This window comes from Pseudomonas fluorescens (assembly GCF_012974785.1).
Lineage (GTDB): Bacteria > Pseudomonadota > Gammaproteobacteria > Pseudomonadales > Pseudomonadaceae > Aquipseudomonas > Aquipseudomonas fluorescens_BT.
In genome coordinates this window covers 5,751,702-5,766,891 of the sequence record NZ_CP027561.1, presented here as the reverse complement: position 1 = coordinate 5,766,891, position 15,190 = coordinate 5,751,702, and the positions used below count along the sequence as shown (strand labels likewise).

Here is a 15,190-nt window from a genome sequence, read left to right as displayed (position 1 = left end):
GAGCAGCGGGAGGCCGAGGTGTTGATGACGCTGATCTTTGCGTCGTTGCCTCCCGCCCCGCGCATCAAACTTTCGGCATCGTCGCTATCATCGACGGCCGCTGGCTCACTTCAAAGAACCAATTGGCCAGCTGCGGGTTGGCTTCACGCCAGCCCAGATCCGGGAAGCGCAGATCCAGATAACCCAGCGCACAGGCCACGCTGATCGAAGCGACGTCGAAGTGGCAGGTCAGTTCGGCAATCGCGTCGCGCTCCAGCAGGGCGAGGGCGCGGCGGATCTTTTCGCGCTGGGCTTCGAGCCATTCGTCCCAGTGTTTTTCCGGGGCGCGCAGCACTTGCTCGTAACGCACCATGACCGAGGCGTCCATGATCCCGTCGGCCATCGAGGCCAGCGTCAGGCGCCGCCAGCGGGCCGAGCCGTCGCGGGGAATCAGCGGATTGCCGACGTGCTGGTGGTCGAGGTAATCGAGGATCACCCGACTGTCATGGATGACATTGCCGTCGGCCAGGCGCAGGGCCGGGATCTTGCCCAGCGGGTTGTCTTCGTTGAGGGCAGGATCCGGGCTGACAGGGCTGAGCACACAGTCCTGCAGCGCGACGCGATCCTGCTGGCCGGTCTCGTGCAGCAGCACCATGACTTTGCGCACGAACGGGGACAGGGTGTTGTGGAACAGGGTCATGCTGGGAGCGGACATCGGCAGGATCTCGGTCAGGGGCAATGACGGGCAGCATAGCCTGTCAGCGCCTTGGCTCAAGCTCTTTGTGGGAGCGAGCCTGCTCGCGATAGCGTCTGTTCATTCACAATCCAGGTGACTGAAAATCCGCTATCGCGAGCAGGCTCGCTCCCACAGGTTTTTCAGCTTCGCTGCAGTAATCCCTTCAATCCCAGAATTGCCGGCACTCCGAGGCCAATCCAGCTCAAACCATCCCAGATCCCGTCCCCCAGCAGCGCCGCGAACAGGCCCGCTGCACTCAGCAGCGCGATCACCAGCGGTGTGCTGAAGACCTTCCAGAAATTCGACTGACGCGGCTTCATGCAGAGGCCTGCGCCGGTTCCAGCACCGGTCTTGCGGCCCTGCGTCGCACCACCCACAGATACACGCCGCTGGCGAGGACGATGATGGTCAGCACGTCCAGCGTGGCCCAGAGGATTTTCATCGGCATGCCGCCGTAGTCACCAAAGTGCAGCGGCTGCGACATGCCCATGGCGTCCATGTACCACGGCCGTTCGGCGACTGCCGTGACCTGCAGGTTGCTGGCGTCGATCAGCACCGGCGTCAGCAGATGCGAGGTCAGGTGGGTGCCGCCCTTCATGAACACCGAGTAATGGTGCTCGCTAGAGAAGCGGGTGCCGGGGAAGGCGATGAAGTCCGGTTTCATCCCCGGAGCGACTTCGCCGGCGATATCCAGCAGGCGGGTGGCCGGGGCGAGGTGAGTCAGCGGTGGCGCATCGCGGTAGGGCGCGATCATGGTGTTGAGCGAATCGTTGCGCCAGGCCGCGATGATCAGATCGGCACAGGCGCTGATCACCCCGGTGACGCCGACCACCAGTGCCCAGGTCAGGGTCACGATGCCGATCAGGTTATGCAGGTCGAGCCAGCGCAGTCGGGTGGATTTGTCCCGGCGCACGCTGCCGAAATCCAGGCGACGCATGAACGGCAGGTACAACACCGTCCCGGACACGATGGCGACCACGAACAACACACCCATGAACGCCAGCAGCAACTTGCCCGCCAGACCGGCAAACATGTCGACGTGCAGGCGCAGGATGAACAGCATCAGCCCGCCATTGGCCGATGGTGTTTCCAGGGCTTCTCCGGTCCGCGCATCAAGCATGAAGGTGTGCGAGGCATTCGGCTCGGTGCCGGCAGTCTTCGCCATGATCGTCAGCACGGTGTTCGGCTCGTCGTCTTCGAAACCGAAATACTGCACGACTTCGCCGGGGCGATGGGTTTCGGCGGCTTGCACCAGTTGCGCCAGATTCAGGTGCGGCGTATCGGCCGGCATCTCGCGCACTTGGGGTGCGTCACCGAGCAGATGCTCGATCTCGTGATGAAAGATCAGCGGCAGGCCGGTCAGGGCCAGCAGCAGCAAAAACACGGTGCAGATCAGGCTGGTCCAGGTGTGGACGAACGACCAGCGGCGAATTGTTTTACTTTTCATTTGATGACCTTAAAGAGCACCAAAGCCGTCCACGAGGGACGGCCTGGTTGCCGGGCCGGTTTCAGCTCAGACGCTTACCACTTGTAGGTGGCGCTGGCGATGACGCTGCGCTGGTCGCCGTAGTAGCAGTAGAAGCTGTCACAGGTAGAGATGTAGTCCTTGTCCAGCAGGTTGGTGGCGTTGACTGCCAGCGACGCGCCTTTGAGGCTGTTGTCCAGGCGACCGAGGTCGTAATGCACGCTGGCATCGAACACGGTGTAGGCGTCCGCCTTGCCCAGCCAGGTGTTGGCCTTGTCGCCGTAGGTGTTGCCGGTGTAGCGCGCACCGGCGCCGATGCCGAAGCCGTCGAGCACGCCGCTGTGCCAGGTGTAGTCGGCCCATAGCGAGGCCTGCTGGTTCGGCATCAGTTGCAGACGATTGCCCTTGTCGACGCCGTTCTGCACTTCGGATTTGGCCAGGGTGTAGGCGGCGATGACTTTCAGGTTGTCGGTGACATCGGAGGTGGCTTCCAGCTCCAGGCCTTTGACTTTCACCTCGCCGGTCTGGCTGGTGATCGATACGCCGTTGACGAACGAGCTGACCGAGACGTTTTTCTGGGTCAGGTCATACACGGCTGCGGACAGCAGGGTCTTGCTGCCCGGTGGCTGGTACTTGATGCCCAGTTCCCATTGCTTGCCTTCGGTGGGCTTGAGCGATTCAGTGGAGGAGGCGTCGGCGCCACTGGTGGGCTGGAAGGATTCGGCGTACGACAGGTACGGCACGAAACCGGAGTCGAACACGTAGCTGATCGCCGCGTTACCGCTGAAGGCCTTGTCGCGCTCGGTGTTGGTCGCATCGGCCTTGTTGATGAACTGGGTACCGGTGTGCACCCAGTCTTCACGGCCACCGAGGGTCAGGCGCCATTGGTCCAGGGCCATCTGGTCCTGGATGTAGAGGCCGGTCTGGTAGGTCTTCTGGTTGTAGTCATAGAACGCGGTGGAGCGCGCCGGACGCACGATCGGCTGACCATGGATCGGGTTGTTCACGTTGATGTCCGGCGCACTGCCGAAGATCGAGGTGTAGTTGGTATTGCTGCGCTGGTGATCCAGACCCAGCAGCAGGGTGTGGCGGATGTCGCCGGTGGCGAAGTCGGCCTGGAAGTTGTTGTCCACGGCGAACTGGCTGATGTCTTCGTCGACGATGGTGGTCGAGCGGCCAACGTTGCCGTCATTGTCCACTTGAGTGAACGGGTAGGAGCCGACGGTAATGCCCTGGAACGACAGATCCGACTTGGTGTAACGCAGGTTCTGCTTGAACTGCCACACATCGTTCAGGCGATGTTCGAAGGCATAGCCCAGCGCGTAGTAGGTGCGGTCGTAGTATTCCCAGTCCGGATCGCCGAGGTTCTTGTGATGGGAAACCTTGCCGAACGGCATGTCGATCTTGGTGCCCTGCACCGGCAGGAACTGGCTGGTGATGCCGGTATCGTCGCGGGTGAACTGGGTCAGCAGGGTGAATCTGGTGTCGTCGTCGATGTTCCAGGTCAGGCTCGGCGCGATGTTGTAGCGCTTGTTTTCGATGTGGTCGATCTGCGTGTCGCTGTCACGCACCACGCCGCTGAGGCCATACAGGAACTGACCCGCTTCGTCGATCTTGCCGGTGCTGGCGAAGTTGATCTGACGGTGGTTGTCGCTGCCGTATTGCAGCTGGATTTCGCTGCTCTGCACATCGCTCGGGCGACGGCTGACCATGTCCAGCAGGCCGCCCGGCGGGGTCTGGCCGTACACGGACGAAGCCGGGCCGCGCAGCAGGGCGAGGCGGTCGAGGTTCCAGGTTTCCTGTTTCGGGTTGGCGTACACGCCTTTTGGCAGCGGCAGGCCGTCGAGGAACTGAGTCGGTTCGAAGCCGCGCACGCGCAGCCAGTCGGCGCGGGTGTCGCTGCCGTAGCTGCTGGCGGTGATGCCCGGCATGTAGCGCACGGCGTCATCGAGACTGTGCACGCTGCGATCGTCCATCTGCTGGCGGGTGGCGACGGAAATCGAACGCGGCGCTTCGACCAGCGCGGTGTCGGTCTTGGTGCCGGCGGCAGTGCGAGTGGCGGTGTAGCCTTCGACCGGGCCCCAGGCCGTTTCGGTGTTTTCCACACTGATCACGGAAGTTTCCGGCAACGCCAGCACGCCATCCGGCACGGCGACCAGAGTGTAGGTCCCGGTGCCGCTCTGTTGCAGTTGCAGACCCGTGCCACGCAGGGCCGCGCGCAGGGCGCCGGCCGCGTCATATTGGCCGTTGACCGGCGCCGAGGTCTTGCCCGCCGCCAGTGCCGGGTTCAGCGACAGCGTGAGGCCGCCCTGGCTGGCGATCTGGTTAAGGGTGGTCGACAGGGGCGCGGCCGGCAGGTTGTAGGCGCGTACGCTCGAGGCCTGTTCAGCGGCGATCAGTTGGCTGCTGGCCAGCGGGGTGCAGAGGACAATGGCGACCGCCAGCAAACTGGGGCGCAACAAGGTGTCTAGCGAACGGGACATACGGCGGCTCCTGAATGGAAATATTTCTCAATTGCCTGTGTGCCGGACGAGATTCGAAAAGTGATAGGGCTGGATGAAAATAATGTCGATTAACGCGAAACGGCCCGCGCCATGACAGAGGATCAAGGCTTCGGATCAGCCTTGGCCACGGTGACCCACCATGGCGTGTGCTGCTCGATCTGCACTGGCAGCGTCGGCAGCAGGGCGTTCAGCGCCTTGTCGGTATCGTGCAGCGGGAAACTGCCGGTGATGCGCAGATCGGCCACCTCCGGTGAGATGCCCAGATGGCCACGACGATAACGACCGAGTTCATGCACCAGGTCTTCCAGGCGGGCGTTGTCCACCACCAGCATGCCGCGGGTCCAGGCATCGACGCCGGGGTTGAGCGCCACCACCGAATCCAAGCCGTTATTGCGGATCAGCACTTGCTGGCCTTCGCGCAGGATCTGTTCCTGCGGATCGGATTGCGGATGCGCCGCCACCGCTGATTGCAGCACACTCAGGCGCGTGCCGGCGTCTTCTCGCTTGACCAGGAAACGCGTGCCGAGGGCGCGCATGCTGCCCTCGGCGGTTTCGACGAGGAACGGCCGCGCATCGCCATGACCGGTTTCGATAAGGATTTCACCTTCCTGCAGCACGATCAGCCGCTGCTTTTCATCGAACCGCACATCCATGGCGCTGTGAGTGTTGAGATTGACCACGGTGCCGTCCGCCAGCCGCACGGTACGTTGTTCACCGGTGGCGGTGCGTTGATCGGCGAGCCAGTAATCCAGCGGCAGGTAATGGTCGGCGGCAAACAATGTCAGACCGACCACCGCCACGACACTGGCCAGCCCGCTGCCCAGTTTGCGTACCCGACGCCGGATGCCTTCGCGCGATTGCAGCAATGCGCTGCGTGCCGGGCCGTTGGCCACGCTGAAACGCTGGTCGAGCATGCCCAGCTGGCGCCAGGCGCGGGCATGCTCTTCATTGGCAGCGTGCCATTTGGCGAACTCTTCGCGCTCCAGCGGACTGCTGGAGTCGAGGGTCAATTGCCAGGCGATCGCTGCATCCAGCACATGGGCCGGCACCGGTCTGGAACTGGCCGGGTTCACGTCGGCTCACCGTACAGGGCGATGTAGCACTGACGGATGCCCTGGGCCAGGTACTGGCGCACGCGGGGGACCGAAACGCCGAGTTTGTCGGCGATCTCGGCATGGGTCAGGCCGTCGAGACGGTTATAAAGGAAAGCGGCGCGGGCCTTGGTCGACAATTGGCCGAGGAGGCGGTCGATGGCCTTGAGGTCTTCGAGGATCAGTTGTTGCTCTTCCACCGACGGCTGCTCGCCTTCGGGAATCAGCATCAGTTCGGTCAGATACGCCTGTTCCAGCGCTGCCCGGCGGAAGTAGTCGAACAACAAGCCCTTGGCGATGGCTACCAGAAAGGCCCGGGGTTCGCGGGGCGTCAGCAGTTCGTCGCGGCCGAGCAGGCGGACGAAGGTGTCCTGGCTCAGGTCCTCGGCGCGTTGCGGGCAGGCCACGTTGCGCCGCAGCCACGCCAGCAGCCAACCGCGGTGGTCGCGATACAACGCACCGACGAGCTCACTGTGAGGGCTTTGGGCTGACGACACGAAAACACCGACTGGGAAATGTTAACCAACGAGAATTGTTCGCGATTGTGGCAGAGGTGGGAATGGTTAGCAATTGGCCACCGGTCGGGTTGTCGGGCGACAACCCGGGACTCAGAACGAATGTGTCTGCTGACGGCGCTTCCATTGGCTCAGGCGTTGTTGCAGATTCAGTGGACTGTGGATCTGTTGCTGACGCGCGCGACTGAACAGAATCAACGCCAGTTCCGCCGTGGCCAGCGCATCGGCGCTGGCGTGGTGGCGTTCGAACACTTCAAGCCTGAACCAGTCGATCCATTCGTCCAGTCCTGCCTCGCGGATGTGCGCTTGTGGGCAAACCAGTGGTGCGATGTCGGCGACATCCAGAAACACCTGCTGCAATTTGTACCCCAGGTGTTCTTTCATGGCGCGGCCCAGCATGTGTTGATCGAACGGCGCATGAAACGCCAGCACCGGACTGTCCCCGATAAACTCCAGCAAATCGACCAGAGCCTCGGCCGGTTCGCTGCCGGCGGCAATCGCGTTCGGCCCCAGTCCATGGATCAACACACTGGGGCCGAGTTTCAGTTCGCGACATTGCAGGGTGCGTTCGAATTGCTGGCTGAAATCGATCGCACCGTCCTCGATCACCACCGCGCCGATCGACAGCACCCGATCCTTGTTCAGATTGAGCCCGGTGGTTTCCAGATCCAGCACCACCCAGCGCTGTTCGCGCAGACTGCACTCGCTCAGTCCGCGGATCGCCGGCAGTTTCGCCAGGCGTTGTCGCAGATTGTCCGGCAGAACGGGGCTGGCCGGGCGCAGCCACGAAAACAGGCTCATAGCTGATACCGCAAGGTCAGGCTGCTTTGCAGGCGCTGGGCCTGGCGCAGGGATTCGCGCAGGATGCGCCGGTCCAGATGATTGAGGCTGTCGGGATCGACCCGGTTCGAATACGGCAGGTTTTCCCGGGTCTGCAGTTGATGCTGCTGCATGCGCGTCTGCTGGATGAAGTGATACGCCTCTTCGTACGCGGCGCCATCCAGTCGGTCGATGACTTCTTTATCCACAAGCTGGCGGAAGCGTTCGAGGGTGTTGTTGGCGTCGATGCCGTTGGCCAGCGCGAGCAGGCGCGCACCGTCGACAAACGGGGTCAGGCCCTGGATCTTCAGGTCCAGCGTGGCTTTCTCGCCGTTCTTTTTCGTCAGCACGAACTCACGGAAACGCCCAACCGGCGGACGGTTGCGCAAGGCGTTCTCGGCCATCATCCGCTGGAACAGGCGATTGTCGCCGACCTGATCGAGAATCCCCCGGCGCAATTGCTCGCAACCCTGTTCATCACCCCAGACCACCCGCAGGTCGAAATAGATGCTGGAACCCAACAGGTTCTCCGGCGTCGCCTCGCGAATGAACGCGGCAAACCGTCGGGCCCATTCGGCACGGGACAGACATAGCTGAGGATTGCCGGCCATGATGTTGCCCTTGCACAGGGTGAAGCCGCATTGCGCCAGGCTGTTGTTGATCTGCTGGGCAATCGGCAGCAGTTTGCCGCGAATCTCCGCCGCGTGGGCCGCATCCCGGGCTTCGAACAGAATGCCGTTGTCCTGATCGGTGTGCAGGGTCTGCTCGCGCCGGCCTTCGCTGCCGAAACACAACCAGCTGAATGGCACGCCGGGGTCGCCTTTCTCGACGAGGGTCAGTTCGATCACCCGGCACACGGTGTGATCGTTGAGCAGGGTGATGATGTGGGTGATCTGGGTCGAGGACGCGCCGTGAGCGAGCATGCGTTCCACCAGTTGGCCGATCTCGCCGCGCAGGGTCACCAGTTGCTCGACTCGCTGGGCGCTGCGGATGGTCCGGGCCAGGTGCACCAGATCGACCCGCTGCAGCGAAAACAGATCCCGTTCGGAAACCACGCCGCACAGGCGCTGATCCTTGACCAGGCACACGTGGGCGATGTGCCTTTCGGTCATGGCAATCGCCGCGTCGAAGGCGCTGTGATCCGGCGACAGATAGAACGGCGAGTGCGTCATGTGGCGTTCGATCGGCTCGCTGAAATCGCCAACCCCTTCAGCCACGACATGCCGCAGATCGCGCAGGGTGAAAATCCCCAGCGGCGCCTTGTGTTCATCCACCGCGACGATGCTGCCGACCTGTTGTTCATGCATCAGCTTCACCGCTTCGCGCAGAGGGGTGGAAGGGCTGCAGGTCACTGGATGGCGCATCGCCAATTCGCCCAGGCGGGTGTTCAGCGAGTATTGGGTGCCGAGGGTTTCCACGGCTTTCTGCTGGACTTGCTGGTTGACCTGATCCAGCAGGCTGCTGACCCCGCGAAGGGCGAAGTCGCGGAAGGTATTGGAGAGGGCGAACAGCTTGATGAACGCCAGTTTGTTCAGTTGCAGGCAGAAGGTGTCTTCGCCGGCCAGATGCTCGGTGCGGGTCGCCCGTTCGCCGAGCAGCGCGGCGAGGGGAAAACACTCACCGGTGGTGATTTCAAACGTGGTTTCGGTGCCGCCCTTGGCCGTGTGTGGGCGCTCACCGACCACCCGGCCCTGCTTGACGATGTAGAAGTGTTCGACCGGCCCGTCGGCGGGCTTGATGATGCTCTCGCCCTGACCATAGAAGCGCAGCTGGCATTGCTCCACCAGATAGGCCAGGTGGGCGTGTTCCATTTGATTGAAAGGGGGGAAGCGCTGGAGGAATTGCAAAGTGCCCTGAATGTTCTGCAACACCGCGGTTTTCCCTGCCTGGGTGAAGGCGTCCGCTTTACTCATAACCATTACCGCAGTCTTTTTCGAATTGTTGTTGTCGGATCGTTGCAGCCATGGTCGACCCCATCGCGCGGGGTGCCCATTGGACGTAAGTCTAGGTTGGGCATGCCGTTGGGGAGTTTTCGGATATGCCCTACAAAATCAGTCGGAAATTCTTCGGTTCGCCCCTTGGAAAAAAATCCGACGAAGTGCACATTGAAGCTCTGCCCAGCGATGTCTGACCACTGTGCCAGGGGACTGAATTGAAAACGTAGAGAACGCCATGTCCGACCACGATATTTTGAGCGACGCCGAGCGGGAAGCGCTCAGCGCTGTAATGCTCGAACCCGATTTGCCACCGCAACGTGTATTGATCGTCGACGACGACAAGGACGCCCGGGAGCTGTTGTCGGAGATTCTCGGATTGGATGGCATTCGCTGCCTGACCGCGGCCAGCGGCGAAACCGCTCTGAAAATGCTCGCGGAAAAACCTTCGATCGGACTGGTGATCACAGACCTGCGCATGGGCAACGTCGATGGTCTGGAGTTGATCCGCCAGGTGCGCGAGTCAGTGCGGGCGGCGTTGCCGATCATCATTGTGTCGGGCGATGCCGACGTGAAGGACGCGATTGCGGCGATGCATTTGAGTGTGGTGGATTTTCTGCTCAAACCGATCGATACCGCCAAATTGCTTGGACTGGTCAGGCATGAGCTGGGCATCGAGCCCTAGCCAATCCGGCGCAAACAAAAAAGCCCTGATCAAAAGATCAGGGCTTTTCATGTCCGGCATCCGCGCAAGTTACAGGCCGTTGGCAGCCTTGAACTCGCGGCGACGACGGTGCAGGACCGGCTCGGTGTAGCCGTTCGGCTGTTTGGTGCCCTCGATCACCAGTTCGACCGCCGCCTGGAAGGCGATGTTGCTGTCGAAGTTCGGGGCCAGCGGACGGTACAGCGGGTCGTTGGCATTCTGACGGTCCACTACCGGCGCCATGCGCTTGAGGCTTTCCATCACTTGCGCTTCGGTCACCACACCGTGGCGCAGCCAGTTGGCGATGTGCTGGCTGGAGATACGCAGCGTCGCACGGTCTTCCATCAGGCCGACATCATTGATATCCGGCACTTTCGAACAGCCCACGCCCTGGTCGATCCAGCGCACCACGTAACCGAGAATGCCCTGGGCGTTGTTGTCCAGTTCGTTCTTGATCTGCTCCGGGGTCCAGTTCGGGTTGACCGCCAGCGGGATGGTCAGGATGTCATCGACCGAAGCGCGGGCGCGTTTGGCCAGCTCGGCCTGACGGGCGAACACGTCGACCTTGTGGTAGTGCAGCGCGTGCAGCGCGGCAGCCGTCGGCGACGGAACCCAAGCAGTGTTGGCGCCGGCCAGCGGGTGAGCGATTTTCTGTTCGAGCATCGCTGCCATCAGGTCGGGCATCGCCCACATGCCTTTACCGATTTGCGCACGACCTTGCAGGCCGGTGCTCAGACCGATATCGACGTTCCAGTTTTCGTAGGCGCCGATCCACTTCTCGGCCTTCATGTCAGCCTTGCGCACCATCGGGCCGGCTTCCATGGAGGTGTGGATTTCGTCGCCGGTGCGGTCGAGGAAACCGGTGTTGATGAATACCACGCGCTCGCTGGCAGCCTGGATGCACGCTTTGAGGTTGACCGTGGTACGGCGTTCCTCGTCCATGATCCCGACTTTCAGGGTGTTGCGCGCAAGGCCCAGCACGTCTTCGATGCGACCGAACAGCTCGTTGGTGAACGCCGCTTCTTCAGGGCCGTGCATCTTCGGTTTGACGATGTAGACCGAACCGGTGCGGGTGTTCTTGCGTGAAGTGTTGCCGTTCAGGTTGTGCATCGCTGCGAGGCAAGTCACCAGACCGTCGAGGATACCTTCCGGCACTTCGTTGCCGTGCTTGTCGAGGATCGCGTCGATGGTCATCAGGTGACCGACGTTACGCACGAACAACAGCGAGCGGCCGTGCAGGGTCAATTCGCTGCCGTCGACCTTGGTGTAGGTGCGATCCGGGTTCATGGTACGGGTGAAGGTCTGGCCGCCCTTGGACACGGATTCCGCCAGGTCGCCCTTCATCAGGCCGAGCCAGTTGCGGTAGATCACCACCTTGTCGTCGGCATCGACAGCCGCCACGGAGTCTTCGCAGTCCATGATGGTGGTCAGCGCCGCTTCCATCAGGATGTCTTTGACGCCGGCGGCATCGGTCTGGCCGACCGGGGTGCTGGCGTCGATCTGGATTTCGAAATGCAGGCCGTTGTTTTTCAGCAGGATCGCGATCGGCGCATTGGCGTCGCCCTGGAAGCCGATCAGTTGTGCATCGTTGCGCAGGCCGCTGGTGCTGCCGCCCTTGAGGGTGACCAGCAGTTTGCCGTCAGCGATCTTGTAGCCGGTGGAATCGACGTGGGAGCCTGCGGCCAGTGGCGCGGCTTCGTCGAGGAACGCACGGGCGAAGGCGATGACTTTATCGCCACGCACCTTGTTGTAGCCTTTGCCTTTTTCCGCGCCGCCGGCTTCGCTGATGGCGTCGGTGCCATATAGAGCGTCGTACAGCGAACCCCAGCGGGCGTTCGAGGCGTTGAGGGCGAAGCGGGCGTTCATCACCGGAACCACGAGTTGCGGGCCGGCGGTACGGGCGATTTCGTCGTCGACGTTTTGCGTCGTTGCCTGGAAATCAGCCGCTTCTGGCAGCAGATAACCGATCTCTTGCAGGAAGGCTTTATAAGCCACGGCGTCGTGCGGCTGACCGGCACGGCTCTGGTGCCAGCCGTCGATACGAGCCTGGAAGTCATCGCGTTTGGCGAGTAGGGCTTTGTTCTTCGGCGCCAGGTCGTGAATGACCTTGTCGGCACCTTCCCAGAATTTGTCGGCGGTGAGGCCGGTACCGGGAATGGCTTCGTTGTTCACGAAGTCGAACAGGACTTTGGCGACCTGCAGGCCACCGACTTGAACGTGTTCAGTCATTGCTTGCCTCACTCTGCTCAGCTATTTCGCTTTTCAGCTCTTCAATTTAACAATGAAGCCTCTGGCCATTTAAACCACAAACCCCTTGACCAGTACATGCCATCGCTGGCGGCTGGGTTGGGACCAATCAACGGCTTGGGGGCCTTGCTGACGGGGCTTTCAGGGTTGCGAACGTGCCTTGGGCAGACATCGATCCAGCGTTATGTAGTGCGCGCTGCGGCATACTACATGATGAGTTGCGGTTGTGAAAATCAGACTAATTACGTCGTTCTGCGACCCCATGACGCATTGCGGTCACGGCGCGGAACGGGATGTTCTCAAAAAACCAATGGATTGTTCCAGTTAAATATAAAAAGTTGTACACGATTGGTTAATTCGAGCGTCTGAGGCGTCTGTCGAACGCTTGCCTATACTTGCTTTTCTATAACAAAAGTCATGACAAGAGGGCTGCGCCATGGATCACCTCGTACTCACCGTCTTCGCGCCGGACAAGCCCGGGCAGGTCGAGCGCATCGCCCAATGCATCGCCGAGCACGGCGGCAACTGGCTGGAAAGCCGCATGTCGCGAATGGCCGGGCAGTTCGCCGGGATTCTGCGGGTTGGCGTGCCGGCAGAGGCTTACGACGAATTAGTCGATGCCTTACAAGCGCTGTCGGCGCAGGGCATTCGTGTGCTGGTGGCCGAAAGCGGTATCGAGCAGGCCTGCACGTGGAAACCGATCGCCATGGAACTGGTGGGCAATGATCGTCCGGGCATCGTGCGCGATATCACCCGGTTGCTGAGCGAGCAGGGCGTGAACCTCGAACGGCTGGTGACCGAAGTGCGCCCGGCACCGATGAGCAGTGAACCGCTGTTCCACGCCGAAGCGATTCTCGCGGTGCCGCTGACTTTGTCGCTGGACGTGCTGCAATCGCGCCTGGAAACCCTGGCCGATGACTTGATGGTGGAATTGGTGCTGCGCACCGACCTGTGAAGACGGATCGGGTTATCCAGTTTAAACGTGCACCTGCCTGTGGATAACCTGTAGAGACTGACCGCCAGGCCACGTCCGCCGTGGCTTTGCGTGAATTGATCAAAAAAACGCCAGCATTCAGTGACTTGCGCACAAACAGCGGGGATCACGCTGTGGATAACCTTGGGAAGGAACGATGCAGGCCACGAGAACCGTGGCCTGCGGAGCTTTGTACGTTTTTTGATCAGCTGCGCCGGCGCAGACTTATCCACGCATCGACGCTGTACACCGCCAGACCGGCCCAGATAAACATGAAGGCGATCAGCGTGCTGGACGACAAGTGCTCACCGAACAGCAGCACGGCTTGCAGCAGCACCAGAGTCGGTGCCAGGTACTGCAGGAAGCCGAGGGTGGTGTAGGGCAGGTGCCGCGCCGCCGCGTTGAAGCAGACCAGCGGCACCAGCGTCACCGGACCGGCCGCCACCAGCCACCAGGCTTCGGAGGTCGTCCAGAACTCGGCCTGAGCACTGGTCGCGGTCGGATTGAACAGCAGCCATGCGAGGGCGATCGGCACCAGCATCCAGGTTTCCACCACCAGCCCCGGCAGCGCCTTGACCGGCGCCTGCTTGCGGATCAGCCCGTAGAAACCGAAGGTCAGCGCCAACACCAGCGAAACCCACGGCAGACTGCCGACTTGCCAGACCTGCTGCGCTACGCCGGCCGCCGCCAGACCGACCGCCAGCCACTGCATGCGCCGCAGGCGTTCGCCGAGGATCAGCATGCCCAGCAGCACGTTCACCAGCGGGTTGATGTAGTAACCGAGGCTCGCTTCCAGCATCCGGCCGTTGTTCACCGACCACACGTAAGTCAGCCAGTTGGCGGCGATCAAGGTACCGCTGAGTGCGAGAATCGCCAGGCGTTTGGGGTTGTCGCGCAGTTCCTGCCACCAGCCGGGATGCTTCCACACCATCAACAGCAGCGCGCCGAACAGCGCTGACCAAAGCACCCGGTGGATGATGATTTCCACCGCCGGCACTTCGGCGATGGCTTTGAAGTAGAGCGGGAACAGTCCCCAGATGATGTAGGCGCTGAGGCCCAGAATGTACCCGCGACGCGGGTTGGCGGCTTGCATGCAGAGTCCTTGCTTAGGCAGCTAACAAAACAGCAATTGTACGGGCAGTTGTATAGACGTGTCGTGTCAGAAAAGCTTCAACGGCTCTTCGTTCAGCGCCGCCAGCTGCTCACGCAACGCCAGCACCTGATCGCCCCAATACCGCTCCGTGCCGAACCACGGAAAACTGTGAGGGAACGCCGGATCGTCCCAGCGTCGGGCCAGCCACGCGCTGTAATGCATCAGGCGCAAGGCGCGCAGTGGTTCGATCAGCGCCAGTTCGCGGGGGTCGAAATCGTGGAACTCGTTGTAGCCGTCCATCAACTCCGACAGCTGTCCGAGACACTCCTGGCGATCGCCGGCGAGCATCATCCAGATGTCCTGCACCGCCGGCCCCATGCGGCAGTCGTCGAGGTCGACGATGTGGAACATCTCGTCGCGGCACATCATGTTGCCGGGGTGGCAGTCGCCGTGTATGCGGATGTTCTGGTGCGGCGTGGCGGCGTAGACGTCTTCCACACGCTTGAGCAGATCGCGGGCGACAGACTCGTAGGCCGGCAACAGACTTTTCGGAATGAAGTTGCCTTCCAGCAAAGTGGTCAGCGACGCATGGCCAAAGTTCTGCACGGTCAGCGCTTCTCGGTGTTCGAACGGCTTCGTTCCGCCGACCGCGTGCATGCGCCCGAGCAACTGGCCGAGGCGATACAGCTGATCGAGATTGCCCGGCTCCGGCGCGCGGCCACCGCGACGGGGAAACAAGGTGAAACGGAAGCCAGCGTGTTCATGCAGGGTTTCGCCGTTGTGGACAAGTGGCGCCACCACCGGGATCTCGACGTCGGCCAGTTCGAAGGTGAACTGGTGTTCTTCGAGAATGGCCTCGTTGGTCCAGCGCTTCGGGCGATAGAACTTGGCGATCAGCGGTTCCGAGTCTTCGATGCCGACCTGATAGACGCGGTTTTCGTAACTGTTGAGCGCCAGGATGCGCGCATCGCTCAGGAAACCGATGCTTTCGACGGCATCGAGCACGAGGTCTGGGGTGAGGGTTTCAAACGGGTGGGCCATGCTGACTCCTGCGCGCAGCAGGCTGCCGCGTCCGGCCCAGCATGGTAGCGCAGACGGGCTGTCTTGAGGGGATCGTTCCCGTGCAGGGCA

General features: G+C 61.8%; 13 protein-coding genes. 2 read left to right on the top strand and 11 right to left on the bottom strand.

From position 1 onward, the window contains the following. Nucleotides 1–64: 64 nt before the first annotated feature. The 8 genes from C6Y56_RS26335 to C6Y56_RS26300 all read right to left on the bottom strand — a co-directional run bounded on the left by C6Y56_RS26335 (nucleotide 65) and on the right by C6Y56_RS26300 (nucleotide 9,028). On the bottom strand, nucleotides 65–694 hold the full coding sequence (locus tag C6Y56_RS26335) for a glutathione S-transferase (protein WP_169432206.1): 630 nt from the start codon (nucleotides 692–694) through the stop codon (nucleotides 65–67). Nucleotides 695–855: 161 nt separating this feature from the next. Beyond that, the gene (locus C6Y56_RS26330) at nucleotides 856–1,035 is read right to left on the bottom strand and encodes a hypothetical protein (RefSeq protein ID WP_169432205.1); all 180 of its coding nucleotides are present in this window, start codon (nucleotides 1,033–1,035) and stop codon (nucleotides 856–858) included. Beyond that, entirely contained in the window at nucleotides 1,032–2,162 is a 1,131-nt protein-coding gene (locus C6Y56_RS26325) for a PepSY-associated TM helix domain-containing protein (protein WP_169432204.1), read from the bottom strand. The genes C6Y56_RS26330 and C6Y56_RS26325 overlap by 4 nt, the downstream gene beginning before the upstream one ends. Before the next feature lie 74 nt (nucleotides 2,163–2,236). Then, nucleotides 2,237–4,663 carry a TonB-dependent siderophore receptor gene (locus C6Y56_RS26320; protein WP_169432203.1) on the bottom strand — a complete coding sequence of 809 codons (2,427 nt, stop codon included), beginning with the start codon at nucleotides 4,661–4,663 and terminating at the stop codon, nucleotides 2,237–2,239. A 122-nt stretch (nucleotides 4,664–4,785) separates the two neighbouring features. Then, on the bottom strand, nucleotides 4,786–5,757 hold the full coding sequence (locus tag C6Y56_RS26315) for a FecR domain-containing protein (protein WP_169432202.1): 972 nt from the start codon (nucleotides 5,755–5,757) through the stop codon (nucleotides 4,786–4,788). Next, nucleotides 5,754–6,272 carry an RNA polymerase sigma factor gene (locus C6Y56_RS26310; RefSeq protein WP_169432201.1) on the bottom strand — a complete coding sequence of 173 codons (519 nt, stop codon included), beginning with the start codon at nucleotides 6,270–6,272 and terminating at the stop codon, nucleotides 5,754–5,756. The genes C6Y56_RS26315 and C6Y56_RS26310 overlap by 4 nt, the downstream gene beginning before the upstream one ends. A gap of 111 nt (nucleotides 6,273–6,383) precedes the next feature. Then, nucleotides 6,384–7,091, bottom strand: coding sequence for a 3'-5' exonuclease (locus tag C6Y56_RS26305; RefSeq protein ID WP_169432200.1), 708 nt, complete (start codon nucleotides 7,089–7,091; stop codon nucleotides 6,384–6,386). Next, complete coding sequence (locus C6Y56_RS26300; RefSeq protein WP_169432199.1) at nucleotides 7,088–9,028, bottom strand: putative nucleotidyltransferase substrate binding domain-containing protein; 1,941 nt, start codon at nucleotides 9,026–9,028, stop codon at nucleotides 7,088–7,090. The genes C6Y56_RS26305 and C6Y56_RS26300 overlap by 4 nt, the downstream gene beginning before the upstream one ends. A gap of 253 nt (nucleotides 9,029–9,281) precedes the next feature. Between C6Y56_RS26300 and C6Y56_RS26295 the strand changes: the two genes are divergently transcribed. After that, nucleotides 9,282–9,728, top strand: a complete 447-nt coding sequence (locus tag C6Y56_RS26295; protein ID WP_169432198.1) for a response regulator — start codon at nucleotides 9,282–9,284, stop codon at nucleotides 9,726–9,728. Between the two features lie 69 nt (nucleotides 9,729–9,797). Here the strand turns inward: C6Y56_RS26295 and C6Y56_RS26290 are convergent, their stop codons facing one another. Next, on the bottom strand, nucleotides 9,798–11,975 hold the full coding sequence (locus C6Y56_RS26290) for a malate synthase G (protein WP_169432197.1): 2,178 nt from the start codon (nucleotides 11,973–11,975) through the stop codon (nucleotides 9,798–9,800). 454 nt (nucleotides 11,976–12,429) lie between these two features. Here C6Y56_RS26290 and C6Y56_RS26285 point away from each other — a divergent pair, with 454 nt between their 5' ends. Then, nucleotides 12,430–12,948 (top strand): glycine cleavage system protein R, encoded by a 519-nt coding sequence (locus tag C6Y56_RS26285; protein ID WP_011336250.1) that lies wholly within the window; start codon nucleotides 12,430–12,432, stop codon nucleotides 12,946–12,948. Nucleotides 12,949–13,171: 223 nt separating this feature from the next. Here C6Y56_RS26285 and rarD read toward each other — a convergent pair whose 3' ends face one another. Both rarD and C6Y56_RS26275 read right to left on the bottom strand, forming a co-directional pair. Beyond that, on the bottom strand, nucleotides 13,172–14,059 hold the full coding sequence (rarD, locus tag C6Y56_RS26280) for an EamA family transporter RarD (protein WP_169432196.1): 888 nt from the start codon (nucleotides 14,057–14,059) through the stop codon (nucleotides 13,172–13,174). Between the two features lie 66 nt (nucleotides 14,060–14,125). After that, entirely contained in the window at nucleotides 14,126–15,100 is a 975-nt protein-coding gene (locus C6Y56_RS26275; protein WP_169432195.1) for a serine/threonine protein kinase, read from the bottom strand. Nucleotides 15,101–15,190: the final 90 nt, after the last annotated feature.

Coding starts and splice junctions, on each gene's coding strand:
- C6Y56_RS26325 (WP_169432204.1), bottom strand. CDS start 2,162: ATGAAAAGTAAAACAATTCGCCGCTGGTCGTTCGTCCACACCTGGACC.
- C6Y56_RS26275 (WP_169432195.1), bottom strand. CDS start 15,100: ATGGCCCACCCGTTTGAAACCCTCACCCCAGACCTCGTGCTCGATGCC.
- C6Y56_RS26295 (WP_169432198.1), top strand. CDS start 9,282: ATGTCCGACCACGATATTTTGAGCGACGCCGAGCGGGAAGCGCTCAGC.
- C6Y56_RS26335 (WP_169432206.1), bottom strand. CDS start 694: ATGTCCGCTCCCAGCATGACCCTGTTCCACAACACCCTGTCCCCGTTC.
- C6Y56_RS26285 (WP_011336250.1), top strand. CDS start 12,430: ATGGATCACCTCGTACTCACCGTCTTCGCGCCGGACAAGCCCGGGCAG.
- C6Y56_RS26300 (WP_169432199.1), bottom strand. CDS start 9,028: ATGGTTATGAGTAAAGCGGACGCCTTCACCCAGGCAGGGAAAACCGCG.
- C6Y56_RS26290 (WP_169432197.1), bottom strand. CDS start 11,975: ATGACTGAACACGTTCAAGTCGGTGGCCTGCAGGTCGCCAAAGTCCTG.
- C6Y56_RS26320 (WP_169432203.1), bottom strand. CDS start 4,663: ATGTCCCGTTCGCTAGACACCTTGTTGCGCCCCAGTTTGCTGGCGGTC.
- C6Y56_RS26330 (WP_169432205.1), bottom strand. CDS start 1,035: ATGAAGCCGCGTCAGTCGAATTTCTGGAAGGTCTTCAGCACACCGCTG.
- C6Y56_RS26305 (WP_169432200.1), bottom strand. CDS start 7,091: ATGAGCCTGTTTTCGTGGCTGCGCCCGGCCAGCCCCGTTCTGCCGGAC.
- rarD (WP_169432196.1), bottom strand. CDS start 14,059: ATGCAAGCCGCCAACCCGCGTCGCGGGTACATTCTGGGCCTCAGCGCC.